The 13,404-nt window shown below is 73.2% G+C and carries 15 protein-coding genes and 1 pseudogene; 10 read left to right on the top strand and 6 right to left on the bottom strand.

All coding sequences use genetic code 11. The features are described from left to right. Positions 1-60: 60 nt before the first annotated feature. Positions 61-648, bottom strand: coding sequence for a DUF5134 domain-containing protein (locus GV126_RS27620; RefSeq protein WP_159671853.1), 588 nt, complete (start codon positions 646-648; stop codon positions 61-63). A gap of 256 nt (positions 649-904) precedes the next feature. Between GV126_RS27620 and GV126_RS27625 the strand changes: the two genes are divergently transcribed. Together GV126_RS27625 and GV126_RS27630 are read left to right on the top strand one after the other, a co-directional pair. Continuing rightward, on the top strand, positions 905-2,587 hold the full coding sequence (locus GV126_RS27625) for an FUSC family protein (RefSeq protein WP_185946881.1): 1,683 nt from the start codon (positions 905-907) through the stop codon (positions 2,585-2,587). A gap of 107 nt (positions 2,588-2,694) precedes the next feature. Then, entirely contained in the window at positions 2,695-3,282 is a 588-nt protein-coding gene (locus GV126_RS27630) for a MarR family winged helix-turn-helix transcriptional regulator (protein WP_159671855.1), read from the top strand. Between the two features lie 157 nt (positions 3,283-3,439). On the opposite strand, the gene GV126_RS27635 is transcribed toward GV126_RS27630, so the two are convergent. Both GV126_RS27635 and GV126_RS27640 read right to left on the bottom strand, forming a co-directional pair. Continuing rightward, a complete protein-coding gene (locus GV126_RS27635; RefSeq protein ID WP_159671857.1) occupies positions 3,440-4,225 on the bottom strand; it encodes a VOC family protein in 786 nt (261 codons plus the stop codon). Positions 4,226-4,510: 285 nt separating this feature from the next. Further along, entirely contained in the window at positions 4,511-4,903 is a 393-nt protein-coding gene (locus tag GV126_RS27640; protein ID WP_159671859.1) for a VOC family protein, read from the bottom strand. 68 nt (positions 4,904-4,971) lie between these two features. Here GV126_RS27640 and GV126_RS27645 point away from each other — a divergent pair, with 68 nt between their 5' ends. Beyond that, positions 4,972-5,538: a GNAT family N-acetyltransferase gene (locus GV126_RS27645; RefSeq protein WP_159671861.1), complete on the top strand. Its 567-nt coding sequence runs from the start codon at positions 4,972-4,974 to the stop codon at positions 5,536-5,538. A 157-nt stretch (positions 5,539-5,695) separates the two neighbouring features. On the opposite strand, the gene GV126_RS27650 is transcribed toward GV126_RS27645, so the two are convergent. Beyond that, positions 5,696-6,379 (bottom strand): glycerophosphodiester phosphodiesterase, encoded by a 684-nt coding sequence (locus GV126_RS27650; protein ID WP_159671863.1) that lies wholly within the window; start codon positions 6,377-6,379, stop codon positions 5,696-5,698. Positions 6,380-6,818: 439 nt separating this feature from the next. On the opposite strand from GV126_RS27650, the gene GV126_RS27655 reads away from it, so the two are divergent. From GV126_RS27655 to GV126_RS27670, 4 genes are all read left to right on the top strand, one after another. Next, complete coding sequence (locus GV126_RS27655; RefSeq protein ID WP_159671865.1) at positions 6,819-8,216, top strand: DUF6421 family protein; 1,398 nt, start codon at positions 6,819-6,821, stop codon at positions 8,214-8,216. Between the two features lie 35 nt (positions 8,217-8,251). Continuing rightward, entirely contained in the window at positions 8,252-9,013 is a 762-nt protein-coding gene (locus tag GV126_RS27660; RefSeq protein ID WP_159674169.1) for an SDR family NAD(P)-dependent oxidoreductase, read from the top strand. Beyond that, positions 9,010-10,083: a threonine aldolase family protein gene (locus tag GV126_RS27665; protein WP_159671867.1), complete on the top strand. Its 1,074-nt coding sequence runs from the start codon at positions 9,010-9,012 to the stop codon at positions 10,081-10,083. The genes GV126_RS27660 and GV126_RS27665 overlap by 4 nt, the downstream gene beginning before the upstream one ends. A gap of 102 nt (positions 10,084-10,185) precedes the next feature. Beyond that, positions 10,186-10,779 (top strand): transglutaminase domain-containing protein, encoded by a 594-nt coding sequence (locus GV126_RS27670; protein WP_159671869.1) that lies wholly within the window; start codon positions 10,186-10,188, stop codon positions 10,777-10,779. A gap of 52 nt (positions 10,780-10,831) precedes the next feature. Here the strand turns inward: GV126_RS27670 and GV126_RS27675 are convergent, their stop codons facing one another. Beyond that, on the bottom strand, positions 10,832-11,032 hold the full coding sequence (locus GV126_RS27675) for a hypothetical protein (RefSeq protein WP_159671871.1): 201 nt from the start codon (positions 11,030-11,032) through the stop codon (positions 10,832-10,834). Between the two features lie 114 nt (positions 11,033-11,146). Next, complete coding sequence (locus GV126_RS27680; protein ID WP_159671873.1) at positions 11,147-11,875, bottom strand: lysophospholipid acyltransferase family protein; 729 nt, start codon at positions 11,873-11,875, stop codon at positions 11,147-11,149. 266 nt (positions 11,876-12,141) lie between these two features. On the opposite strand from GV126_RS27680, the gene GV126_RS27685 reads away from it, so the two are divergent. From GV126_RS27685 to GV126_RS27695, 3 genes and pseudogenes are all read left to right on the top strand, one after another. Beyond that, positions 12,142-12,468: a TlpA family protein disulfide reductase gene (locus tag GV126_RS27685; RefSeq protein WP_159671875.1), complete on the top strand. Its 327-nt coding sequence runs from the start codon at positions 12,142-12,144 to the stop codon at positions 12,466-12,468. Further along, positions 12,465-13,001: a flavin reductase family protein gene (locus tag GV126_RS27690; RefSeq protein WP_438947868.1), complete on the top strand. Its 537-nt coding sequence runs from the start codon at positions 12,465-12,467 to the stop codon at positions 12,999-13,001. Before GV126_RS27685 ends, GV126_RS27690 begins: the two co-directional genes overlap by 4 nt. Positions 13,002-13,229: 228 nt before the next feature. Continuing rightward, positions 13,230-13,404 (top strand): annotated as a pseudogene (locus GV126_RS27695) (electron transfer flavoprotein subunit beta); the annotation flags it as partial.

Below are 13,404 nucleotides of genomic sequence, written 5' to 3' on the forward strand. Positions count from 1 at the left end.
CCCGCGCCCCGCTCCCGGACCGGTCGCCGCACCGCGAGCGTCCTCGCCCCCCGGCGCCGGTCACATGGTCAGCAGCATCGCCACCATCGCCAGCCCCATCGACAGCCGGCAGACCCGTGCCAGCTCCGGCCGGTCACCCCAGCCGAGGTCACCGCCGCCCCCGGTACCCGCCGTGCCCGTCGCCGGTCCCGACGCGGTCGCGGGTGCCGTCGGCACCAGCCGGGCGCCGGACAGCAGGACGTACCCGGCGAAATAGAGGAGCAGGGCGCCGGTGACCAGGGGTATCCCGGACCCGCCGTGCGCGTGGTGGTGGGGCGACGGGGGCGAGGCGGCCATCGTCGCGGACATGTAGATCATCGCGCCCGTGCCCACCAGGTGGTGCAGGTGGTGCCGACTCCTCCGGGCCGACCACAGGTCGTGCAGCGCCGCGGCGCCGAAGACGACGGCACCGGCGGACCAGACCCAGGTCGGCGGGGTGAACACCGCCGCGGGCACGGCCATGACGGCCATGCCGAACCCCATGAGGGCCTCACCGCCCGCCGTGCTGCGCTGTTCGGCGACCGGGCTGCGCATCCGCAGCAGGCAGTAGGCGCCGGTCGCCGCGCACAGCGCGACCAGCAGCCAGCCGAGTGAAGCCGTTGTGTGCACCCCCACCTCCCCGCTCGACGGTTCCGGGGCCCCGCGCGGCGCCCGGCCTGTCGGTCAAGCGATGCCCGAGGCACGCGGCGCGCACACGAGCGCAAGGGTGTACGCGGGGAGCGTGCGGGGTGGTGTGCGCCTCCTGATCAGCGCCGTGCCTCCCGTTCGGCGCCGTGTCCCCTGCTCGGTGCGGCGCCGGATTCGGCATCGCGCCCGCTCACCCGCCCGATTCTTTACTGGTAAAACACCTGTTAAGGTTATAGGCATGAGCAGTGCGACCCCCACCCCCGCGACCCGTGCCGCCCGGCGCCTTCCACTGGCCGGTGTGCTGCGGCTCGGCCGCCCCTCGGACATCTGGTTCAAGCCCGCACTGAGCGTCGTCGTGTCCATGGCCCCGCCCACCTTCACGCTGCTCGCCCTGGGCCGGCTCGACCTGGCCATGTACACGATGGCCGGATCGCTGTGCGCCCTGTACGCCCACAACCGCCCCTACGCCGCCCGTGCCCGCGCGCTGGTCCGGGTGGTGCTCGGCATGGTCGGCGGACTGGCGCTCGCCCTGGTCACGGCCTCGCTCACCACCGACGCGGTGGTCCTGGTCGCCGTCGGCGCGCTCATGGCCGCCGTGCAGAAGGGGTTGTGCGACGCCACGCGGATCGGCCCGCCCGGCAACGTCGTCCTGACCTTCATCAGCTCCGCCTCCTTGTTCGTCCCGCAGCACCTGGGCCAGGTCCCCGGCCATGTGGGACTGGCCCTCGCCGCCGCCGCGTGGGCGTGGCTGGTCGGCATGGCGCCGGGCCTGCTGCGCCCGTACGGCCCCGAGCGCCGCGCCACCGCCCAGGCGCTGCGCGCCGCCGCCGCGTACGCCGCCACCCGCGGCACGGGCGACGGCCACGAGCGGGCCCGCGCCACCGCGGCCGGCGCCGTCCAGGCCGCCTGGCAGGCCCTGCTCGCCACGGGTGCCCGCACCGGGCCCCGGCGCGCCCTGGAGCGGCTGCTGATCCGCGCCGAGGTCGCGCTCGCCGCCCCGGCGGACACCGACCCCGAGCGGCTGCGGGCCTGGGCGCGCGAGCTGTGCGCCGCCGGGCCCGTGCCGGCCACCGTCGAGACGGCCGCGGCCGCCGAGGAACTGCTCGGCGTGGACACCGAGCTGACCGCACCCCGCCGCCCCTGGTGGAGCCGGCTCGGCCCGCTCCTCCCGGTCGTCGTGCGCACCGCGCTGGGCTGCGCGCTCGCCGGGTACGCGTCCCTGGCGCTGGGCATCGGCCGCCCCTACTGGGCCCTGGTCACGGCCGCCGCCCTCTACCAGGCCAACCTCGTCCTCACCTGGAAGCGCAGCATCCAGCGGGTCGTCGGCAACCTCCTCGGCGTCCTCGTCTTCGCCGCGCTCAGCCCGCTCGTGCACACCAGCGGCCTGCTGCTCGTGCTGTGCGTGCTGGCCTGCGCCTTCGGCGCCGAGGCCCTGATCAGCCGCAACTACTGGCTGGGCTCGGTCTGCGTCACCCCGATGGCGCTGCTGGTCAGCGAGTTCGCCGGCGCGCACCCGGCCGGTGAGCTGATCACCGAGCGGGCCGTGGACACCGTCGTCGGCGCGCTGGTGGGCTTCGTGGCCGCGCTCGTCGTCGTCGACCGCAAGGCCGGTGACCGCGTCGAGCGGGCGCTCACGGCCGTCGACAAGTGCCGTGAGCAGGCCGCGCGGCTGCTCGCGGAGGAACGGCCGGAGCCCGCCGCCCTGGAAGCCGCCCGGCGGCGGCTGGCCGGCGCGCTGGTGGAGCTGCGCGCCACCGTCGACGCCGCGTCCGGGGAGTGGTGGCCGCGCGCCCTGCCCCAGGAGCGGGTCGTCCGCACCGAGCAGTCCGGACACCGTACGCTCGCCGCGACGGTACGCCGCCTGGGACTGCACACCCCGGGCGCCGACACGGGGAGCATCACGGAGGACGTACGGCCATGACGGCGCACAACGGACGACCGGGAACCGCGACGGCGCGGACCGGCGGCGGGACGGTTCCGGCGACCGGAGCGGAGGGCCTTCCGGCGCGGGCGGGCAGGAACGCCCCGGTGACGGGAGCGGAGGGCCTTCCGGCGCGGGCGCGCAGGGATGCCCCGGGGACGGGGGCCGGGGAGGAGGAGCGGGGCAGCCGCCCCGAGGACACCGTCGCCGCGGTCGCCCGCCAGTGGCGGGCCGTCCACCCCGACCTGGACACCGCCCCCATGGAGATCATCGGCCGCATCAACCGCGGCGCCGCCCTGCTCCAGCAGGCCGAGGACGCCCCGCTGCGCCGGGCGGGCCTGAGCCGGCCGGAGTTCGACCTGCTCGGCGCGCTGCGGCGCACCGGAGACGAACTGACCCCCGGCGAACTGGCCCGGGAGACCTTCTCCTCGGGTGCCGCCGTCACCAAGCGGCTCAAACAGCTGACCGAACGCGGCCTGGTGGAACGCCGCGGCGACACGCGTGACCGCCGGGTCGCCCACGTCCGCCTGACGGACGCCGGGCGCGACCTCGTGGACGGGCTGCTGCCCGAACAGCTCGCCTACGAGCGTTCGGTCCTCGCCGGTCTCGCCCCCCCCGGCCGCGACGAGCTGGCCGCACTGCTGTGCGAGCTGCTGGGCCGCCTGGAGGGCCGCCCGGGCGCGGTACGGATCTGACTCGCGGGCGCGTAGGGGGAGACCCGCCACCCGCGGCCGCCCCCGGAGCCCGCACGCTCCGACCGGTGGGACGCCCCCTGGGCCACCCCGGGCCACACGGGGCCGCTCCGGGTCACCCTGGACCACCCAGGTCACCCCGGAACACCCTGGACCACCTCTAGGCCCGCTGCTCCTCGCCTTCCTCGTCTTCCGCCTGGTAGATCCCGAAGGCGGCACCCTGCGCGTCCCGCAGGACCGCGAGGCGGGGGCCGGCCTGGACGGAGGTGGGTTCCTGCAGGGCGAGGGCGCCCGCCCCCACCGCGACCTCCGTGGTCGCGTCGACGCCCTCCACCGCGAAGTACGGCAGCCAGTGCGGCGGCACATCCGCCGGGAAGCGGTCGTGCAGCGAGGTGACGCCGCCGAAGTCCATGCCGTGCATCCCCCACTGCGTGTACCACTCCGAGGCGTTGACGCTCCAGCCGAACACGGTCTCGTAGAAGTTCCGGGCCCGCTTGACGTCGCGGGTCGCCAGCTCCACCCAGCCCAGCGAGCCGGGCCGGTTGAACACCTGGGCGCCGGCGAAGTCCCGGGCCTGCCACAGCTGGAAGGCGGCGCCGGACGGGTCGAGGGCCACGGTCCTGCGGCCCTCGTCGAAGATGTCCATGGGCCCGCGGATCACCGTCCCGCCGGCCTGCACCACCTTGTTCGTGACCGCGTCGGCGTCGCTGACGGCGAAGGAGACGTTCCAGGCCACCGGCTGCGTGGGCCGGTAGAGGGGACCGAGCCCGGCGACCGCGGCGTCCCCGAGGCGCACGACGGTGTAGCCGCGCAGCTCGGGCGGGGGGTCCGGCTCGCCGCACCGCCAGCCGACCACCCCCCCGTAGAACCGCTTGGCCGCCTCCAGATCGCTGGTGCCCAGCTCCGCCCAGCAGGGACCGCCGATCACCGGCTTGTCGAACTCCATGGCATCCTCCGGGAAGCTCGCCCCCACCAGAACGCTAGTCCTCGTCACCGACGGTGGCCAGCGGGGTTCGTACGGCCGGGAGAGCACGGCGAGGGGCCGGGAGAGCACGGCGAGCGGTCGGCAGGGCGCGGCGAGGGCCGGACGGCGTGGCGGGCGGCCGGGAGAGCGCGGCAAGGGGCCGGACGGCGCGGCGGGCGGCCCTCAGGGCGCCGGGAGCTGCCCTCAGGGCACGCCGGGCGCCCCCGAACGCAACGCCCGCGCGTCGCCGCGGGAACCCGCCGGGTGCTAGATGCCCGCCCTGAACCGCAGCGGATGGTCCGCCGGCACCTCGACCAGCACGATCGGCGTGCCGTCCGGGTCGGCGATCCACATCTCGATCAGGCCCCATGGCTCCCGCAGCGGCGGCCGCACGATCTCCACGCCCGCCGCCCGCAGTTCCTCGTGCGCCGCCGCCACGTCCGCGACCTGGAGCCAGAGCCGCACCGCGGGGGAGCGCGGGGCGTCGGTGCGGCCCGACAGCTCCAGGAAGCCGCCGCCGAGGAAGTAGACGGTGCCGCGGTCCGGCCCGGTGCCGAACTCCCGGTAGACGGGCAGGCCCAGCTGCTCGCCGTAGAAGGCGCGGGAGCGCTCGGGGTCGGTGGGCTGCAGGAGGATCCGGCTGCTCAGTACGTGCACCATGCGGCGGAGCCTAGCCCCAGGGTTAGGCTCGGTGCTGCCCAGCCGCGCCCGAGACGAAAGGCCGCTCCATGGACACCGCCGCCACCGCAGACACCGCTGCCCCCGCCGCCACCGGCCTGACCTTCCGCGACGCCACCGCCGCCGACGTCGACACCCTGGTGGCGCTGGTCGAGTCGGCGTACCGCGGGGACGCGAGCCGGGCCGGGTGGACCACCGAGGCGGACATCCTCGACGGGCAGCGCACGGACCCCGAGGGGGTCCGGGCCGTGATCGAGACGCCCGGCAGCAGGTTGCTGACCGTGGAGCGGGACGGCCGGGTGGTCGCCTGCTGCCAGCTGGAGCACCGCGGCGACCACGCCTACTTCGGCATGTTCGCCGTCAGCCCGGCCCTGCAGGGCGCCGGCCTCGGGAAGCTGATCATCGCGGAGGCGGAGCGGCAGGCCCGCGCGACCTGGGGCGTGCGGGAGATGCACATGACGGTGATCTCCGTGCGCGAGGACCTGATCGCCTGGTACGAACGCCGCGGCTACCGCCGCACGGGGAGGACGAGCCCCTTCCCGTACGGCGACGAGCGCTTCGGCATCCCGCTCCGCGACGACCTGGAGTTCGAGCTGCTGGTCAAGGAGCTGGCGTAACGCCGGGGCCCCGGCGGCGATCAGACCCCGCACGCCGTCGCACGACCGCCCCGACCCCCGGCTGCGTCACACGGCCGTCCCGACCTGGCACCGCCGCACCACCGCCCCGGCCTCGCACCACCGCACCGGCCCCCGCCGTGGAACAGTCGGCCTGCCCCTACGCCGTGAAACGGCCGGTGCGTTTGATCTCCGGCTGGTCGGTGGTCGCCCCGTCCAGCTCCAGGGCGCGAGCCAGCCGCAGCTGGTCCAGGGTGTTCACCACCCAGCCGATGACCCGCAGGTCCGCCGCGCGCGCCTGCTCGACGATCTCCAGGGTGAGCCGGCGGATGTTGAGCACGAGCGTGCCGGCGCCGGCCGCGCGGGCCCGTTCGACGACCTCGGGGCCGTAGTGGTCGGCGACCAGCGCCGTGCGCACGCCGGGCACCAGGCGGCTGATCTCGGTGAGCGCCTCGTCGTGGAACGACAGCACCTCCACCCGGGAGACCAGGTCGCGGCGGTGCATCACCTCGGCCAGCGCCTTGGCCGCCGCCACGTCCTTGATCTCGGCCTGCAGCGGCGCCCGTACCGCGTCGAGGACCTCCTCGAAGACGGGGATCCGCTCGCCGCGCCCGGCGTCGAGGGCGCGCAGCTCGGCGAGCGTCTTGTCGGCGACGGCGCCGCTGCCGTCGGTCGTGCGGTCCACTTCGGCGTCGTGGATGACGACGAGTGCGCCGTCCTTGCTCAGGTGCAGGTCGAGTTCGATGACGTCGAGGCCGGCCCGCTCGGCGGCGACGAAGGAACGGAGGGTGTTCTCGGGCTCGACACCCATGACTCCGCGGTGACCGATGGTAAGGAAGTTCAAGGTTCAACTCGCTTCCGTCGACGGCGGCTCGTGACGCACGCGGACCTTCGGGGACCTCGTCGTCCACGCGGCAGTGCCGCAGCCTAACGGCCCCGACCCGTGATGAACCCGTGTCTGCGCGGGGCAGTGGGGTGACGGCCCCGGGCCACCAGGGCACCGTCCGCGCCCGGCTCACTCCGGCGTGGGCGAGTCCCCCGGGCGGTTGACCGATGCGCCCGTACGGCCCTGCCGACGCTTGCGCCGGTCCGGAACCGGCCCCTGCCAGGGGCGCCGCGTCACCCGAGCGGTCTAGTCGAAGTGGGCGCCACCCGGGGGCGGGCAGGAAAATGGAAGGTGTCTGCGTTCATCCGCAGGACGATTTCCTGATCACACCCTTGCTGGGAGAAACCTCGTATGTATACGGTCTCCTTACGAGAGCTTCTCCTGTGGAGGATGGGACATGACGGAAATTCTTGTGCAGGTGGGTGCGGAGGAGAAGAATCCTCCGGAAGTCAGGGTGGTCGAACACCCGGCGTGGCCCGTGCTCAAGGATGCCGTGGAGCGCATCCGGCCCTGGCAGTCCAAGGACGGCTCGATCGACTTCGAGGCGGAGGGCGCCCCGGCCCGCCAGGACGCCGAGCAGGCCGTGCGGCAGGTGATCGACGCCGTGGAGCGGCTGTCCCCGCTGCTGCCGCACGACGCCGCCTACCACCGGGCGCTCGTGGTGGACCTGCGCCGCTGGGCCGACGACGGCTTCCAGGTGCCCGACTTCCTCGACTCGCTGCTGGCCTTCCAGCCCGCGGCCCACCGCGTCGACGGCCTCCAGCACCTGGTCGTCTTCCCGATGTACACGCAGAACGGCAACCCGGACCGCAACCTGGAGGCGGTCGTGGTGCGCATGGTCTGGCCCGACTGGCTGGCCGAGCTGGAGCGCACCCGCTACGACAACCCGCTGTTCTGCGGCATCACCTTCGAGGACTTCACGGCCGGCTACGACACCAACTCCGCCGTGCTGTTCCCGGAGACCATCGCCGTGCGCGAGGCGCCGGAACGTTTCTCCTGGGGGGGCATCTTCTGCGACCGCGAGGCCGCCCGCTTCCGCCGGGTGACCGCCGCCGCCGTCGACCTCCTGGGCCTGGAGCTGCCCGAGGACATCGCCGCGATGGTCCACGACCAGAAGCGCTGCGAGGAGGCCTTCGTGCTGTGGGACATGGTCCACGACCGCACCCACAGCCACGGCGACCTGCCCTTCGACCCGTTCATGATCAAGCAGCGCCAGCCGTTCTGGATGTACGGCCTGGAGGAGCTGCGCTGCGACCTGACCGCCTTCAAGGAGGCCGTGCAGCTCGCCAAGGAGGGCGTCCCGCAGGCCCGGGACGTGCAGTACGCGGTGCTGTTCGACCGCATGTTCCGCTTCCCGGTCACCGGTGAGCGCGTGCGCAACTACGACGGCCTGGGCGGCCAGCTGCTCTTCGCCTACCTGCACCAGCACGACGTGGTGCGCTGGACGGACAACAAGCTCTCCATCGACTGGGAGCGCGCCCCGCAGGTCACCAACGAGCTGTGCGCCGAGATCGAGAAGCTGTACCGCGACGGCATCGACCGCCCCAAGCTGGTGCACTGGTTCGCCGGGTACGAGCTGGTCTCCCGCTACCTCGCCCCGCACCCCGGCTCCAAGTGGGCCAAGGGCCCCGACGCGCTCGACCTGACCCAGCCGCCGCGCAAGCTCGTCGACGACGTGCTTCCCGACGAGTTTCCGCTGAGCATGTTCTACGAGGCGCTGTCCAAGAAACTGAAGAACGTGATCGCCTCCACCAAGGGGATCACGGCCGACAGCACCGAGCGGATCGCCGCGTGAGCGACCGCACCGAGAAGCCTGCTCAGGAGGAGAAGATGGGGAACGGCAACGGGCCGCTGAGCGGTGCGGTGATCGCGGTGGCTGGCGCGGGCGGACCCGCCGGCCGGGCGACACTGCTCCGGCTCGCCGAGGCGGGCGCCACCGTGGTCGGCGCGGACAACGACCCGGAACGGCTCTCGCAGGCCGTGGACGCGGCCCGCTACGCCAGCGGCGGCGCCACCGTCACCGGGGACACGGTCGACCTGCTCGACCTGAAGTCCACCCGGGACTGGGCCGCCCACATCGAGAAGGACTTCGGCCGCGTGGACGGCCTGGTGCACCTCGTCGGCGGCTGGCGCGGCAGCGAGACCTTCACCAAGACCAGCCTGGACGACTGGGACTTCCTGGAGCTGCTGCTGATCCGCACCGTGCAGCACACCTCGCTCGCCTTCCACGAGGCGCTGCAGCGCAGCGACCGCGGCCGGTACCTGCTGATCAGCGCCGCCGGGGCCAGCAAGCCCACCGCGGGCAACGCCGCCTACGCCGCGGCCAAGGCCGCCGCCGAGGCGTGGACGCCGGCCATGGCCGACTACTTCCGCAAGGCGGGCAAGGCCGAGGGCGCCGAAGGGCCCACGTCCGCGGCTGCGATCCTGGTGGTGAAGGCGTTGGTGCACGACGCGATGCGCGCCGAGCGCCCCAACGCGAAGTTCGCGGGCTTCACGGACGTCAAGGACCTGGCCGAGGCCATCACCGACGTCTGGAGCAGGCCCGCCGCGGAAGTGAACGGAAAACGTCTGTGGCTGACCGAGGAGCCGTGAACCCTCCCAAGACCGACGCGCGCCGCCATCACGACCCCGAGGTCCGCGGCTTCGCCAGCGACAACTACGCCGGGGTCCACCCGGAGGTGCTCGCCGCGCTGGCCCTGGCCAACGGCGGGCACCAGGTCGCCTACGGAGGGGACGACTACACCGACCACCTCCAGCGCATCGTCCGCAGCCACTTCGGCGCCACCGCCGAGGCGTTCCCGGTGTTCAACGGCACCGGCGCCAACGTCGTCGCGCTCCAGGCGGTCACCGACCGCTGGGGCGCGGTGATCTGCGCCGAGAGCGCGCACATCCACGTCGACGAGGGCGGCGCGCCCGAGCGGATGGGCGGCCTGAAGCTGCTCACCGTGCCCACGCCGGACGGCAAGCTCACGCCCGAGCTGATCGACCGGCAGGCGTACGGCTGGGAGGACGAGCACCGGGCCATGCCGCAGGTCGTGTCGATCACCCAGAGCACGGAGCTGGGCACCCTCTACACGCCCGAGGAGATCCGCGCGATCTGCGAGCACGCCCACGCCCGCGGTATGAAGGTGCACCTGGACGGCTCCCGGATAGCCAACGCGGCCGCCTCCCTCGACGTGCCGATGCGGGCCTTCACCAACGCGGTCGGCGTCGACATCCTCTCGCTGGGCGGGACGAAGAACGGCGCGCTGTTCGGCGAGGCGGTCGTCGTCATCAACCACGACGCCGTGCGCCACATGAAGCACATCCGCAAGATGAGCATGCAGCTCGCCTCGAAGATGCGTTTCGTGTCGGTGCAGCTGGAGGCGCTGCTCGCCAAGGACCTGTGGCTGCGCAACGCCCGGCACGCCAACGAGATGGCCCAGCGGCTGGCGGAGGGCGTGCGCGCCGTGCACGGGGGGGAGATCCTCTACCCGGTGCAGGCCAACGGTGTCTTCGCCAAGCTGCCGCACGAGGTGAGCGAGCGTCTGCAGCGGCGGTTCCGGGTCTACTTCTGGGGCGAGGCCGCGGGCGGCGTGCGCTGGGTGTGCTCCTTCGACACCACCGAGGACGACGGCGACGCGTTCGTGGCGGCGCTGGAGGAGGAGATGGCGCGCGCCTAGGGCGCGACCGGCGGATCCCCGCGCCCCTCGATTCTGCATAGTTATGCGATCACTCGAAAAGTCATTGACCATCGAGTGATCGCATTCCTATGCTCTGCGGGCATGGAGCTGATCCAGAACACGCCCGACCTGTCCGCATACCTGGCGTCCGATGACGTCATCGACCACGAACACCCGGTGGTCCGCGAGACGGCCGCCCGTCTCGCCGAGAACGTCGCTGACTCGTATGCCTATGCGCGATCGGCGTACGAGTTCGTCCGCGACACCATCCCGCACTCGCAGGACTTCGGTGATCTGCGCGTCACCTGGCGGGCCTCCGACGTGCTGCGCCTGCGCACGGGCGTCTGCTACGCCAAGGCCCACGCGCTGGCCGCCCTGCTGCGGGCCGAGGACATCCCGACGGCCCTGTGCTACCAGCGGCTCGCGCACGACGACGGCACCGGACACGCGGTGCACGGACTGGTCGCCGTGCGCTTCAACGGCGCCTGGCACCGGCAGGACCCGCGCGGCAACAAGCCCGGCGTGGACGCCCGGTTCTCCCTCGACGGCGAGCGGCTGGCCTGGGTGCCGGATCCGGCGGCCGGCGAGGCGGACTATCCGGAGCTGTACGCGGCACCCCACCCGGCCGTGCTCGACGCCCTGCGCTCGGCTGTCGACCGGCCGCGGCTGTGGCAGACGCTGCCGACCGCGCTGTGACCGCGGGACGAAAGACCGTCACCTCGCCTCACCGGGCGAGGAGATGGCGTCGTCAGCGGCGGCGGTACTGGTCGGTCATGGTCGGCGCGGAGTTGTGCACCGTCAGGGAGCTGAAGGACACACGGTTCTCCCGCGCCCGCACCCGGCTGTCCTGCTCGAGCAGCAGCCCGTCGGCGTTCTGCGTGGCGCCGTTGCGGCGGCGCAGGAGCACGGCGATCAACGACACGACGATCACCGCGAACAGACCGAACATGACGCCGACCGTGCCCATGAACACCCCCGTGTGCCCCGTGGACGACCGCGGCCGGGGCCGCGGATGCGATGCCGACAGGATAGCCCGGCACCCTGCCGGTGATCGAGTCCCGGGTCAGTGGGCCCCCGCCGTGCGCAGCTCTTCCGGAGTGGGGGCCGTGCCGCCCAGGTGGGCGGGCATCCACCAGGTGTCCTCCGGGTCCTTCGGGCGCACCGGGTAGGCGCGCTGGGCCGCCTCCAGCAGCTCCTGCACGCGCTCGCGCAGCCGGCGGGTGATCGCACCCGCGTACTGGTCGCGCGGGGCCTCGACCGGCTCGCCCACGCGGATGGTGACGGGGGTGTGGCTGCGCCCGAAGTTGCGCGGGTGGCCCTTCGTCCACAGCCGCTGCGTGCCCCACAGCGCCATCGGTACCAGCGGGACGCCCGCCTCCTGCGCCAGCCGGGCCGCGCCCGACTTGAAGCTCTTCAGGGTGAAGGACTCGGAGATGGTGGCCTCGGGGAACACCCCGATCACCTCGCCGGACCGGAGCGAGTCCAGCGCGTGCGCGTAGGCGGCCTCGCCCTGGGCGCGGTCCACCGGGATGTGCTTCATGGCGCGCATCAGCGGGCCGGAGATCCGGTGCCGGAAGACCGACTCCTTCGCCATGAAGCGCACCAGCCGCTTCTGCGGCAGGGCCGCCAGCCCGTTGAAGATGAAGTCCAGATAGCTGATGTGATTGCTCACCAGGACCGCGCCGCCCGAGCGCGGGATGTTCTCCGAGCCGCGGCAGTCGATCCGCAGGTCCCACACCTTGAACATCGTGCGGGCGAAACCGATGACGGGACGGTAGACGAGTTCGGCCATGGGCGGGGCGGACCCTTCTGTCTGCCGGGGACGGGGGATTCCCGGCGGAAGTTACGCTGCCGTAGGTTTACGGCATGTCGCAGATCGTGCCCCATGAACGGCCGGGTAGCCAGCCCACGTGCCCGTACGGGGCGAGATCCTCGTCACGTCGGCCCTGTGCGCGGGTCCACGCGGCGCGCGGGAATCTTCCCGGACGGCAGCGTGCTGAAGCTGGTCGACGGCGAGGAACAGGAGCCGCGGCTGCGGCGGGACGGGAGAGGGCAGGGGTGCGCACAGGCCACGAGAACAGGCGGCTCGGCGCGGCCGAGTTGGGCCGCAGTCCGGGGGAGCGCGCCACGTTGGTGCAGTTCTCCACCGCCTTCTGCGCCCCGTGCCGGGCCACCCGCCGGGTGTTGAGCGAGGTGGCCCGGATGGTGCCCGGGGGCGCCCACGTCGAGATCGACGCCGAGGACCACCTGGACCTCGTGCGCGAACTGGACATCCTCAAGACCCCGACCGTGCTGGTCCTCGACGCCGACGGCCGGATCGTGCGGCGCGCCACCGGGCAGCCGCGCAAGGCGGACGTCATCGCGGCGCTCGGGGAGGCGGTGTGACGTACGGCCCCGACGCCGGGCGCCGGCCGCCCGGCGCCGGGCCCCTGCCGGGCCGGCCCGGCTCGCCCGGGCTGTTGCGCTCCGTCTTCCGGCGGCACGCGGCGGGCGTCGCGGTGATCACCGCGCGTGGCGAGGCCGGGCCGGTCGGCTTCACCGCCACCTCCCTCACCTCCGTCAGCGCCGACCCCCCGCTGGTCTCCTTCGGGGTCGGCACCGGCGCCTCCAGCTGGCCCGCGATCTTGGGCACCGACCACATCGGGGTGCACATCCTCGGCGAGCACCAGGAGGAACTGGCCGCCACCTTCGCCCGCAGCGGCGCCGACCGCTTCGGCCCGCCCACCGTCTGGCGGGAGGGGCCCGAGGGCGTGCCGGTCCTCGACGGCGTCCTGGCCTGGCTGGTGTGCCGGATCACCGGGCGCGTCCCGGCCGGCGACCACCGCATCGTGATCGCCGGGGTCGTCCACGGCGACCCCGTGAGCGCCGGCCGCCCCTTGCTGTACCACCAGGGCCGTTTCACCGCCCTGCGCGACTGACCCGGGAGCCCGTCCGCGGCGGTGGCGCGCGGGCGTCGGGTTCCGATTACGCTGCGTTGCGAAGGTCACAGGTCAAAGCGCTTGCTTAGCGGGCAGGAACTGAGTGTACTGACGAGTAATGTTTCCCCTCGGAGCGCGCTGCCGCCCCGACCGGGATCAGCCGCTTCAGGCGCCTATGCTGCCTGCAAGAAGGCAGCCCCGAAATGACGATGCAGTAGGAGAGCCGGCGTGAGCTTGAGGATCGTTGTCACTGTGAAGTACGTGCCCGACGCCACTGGCGACCGGCACTTCGCCGATGACCTGACCGTCGACCGGGACGACGTGGACGGTCTGCTCTCCGAGCTGGACGAGTACGCGGTCGAGCAGGCGCTGCAGATCGCGGAGAACTCCGACGACGACGTCG

It is taken from the genome of Streptomyces mexicanus, from assembly GCF_902506575.1.
GTDB lineage: Bacteria > Actinomycetota > Actinomycetes > Streptomycetales > Streptomycetaceae > Streptomyces > Streptomyces mexicanus.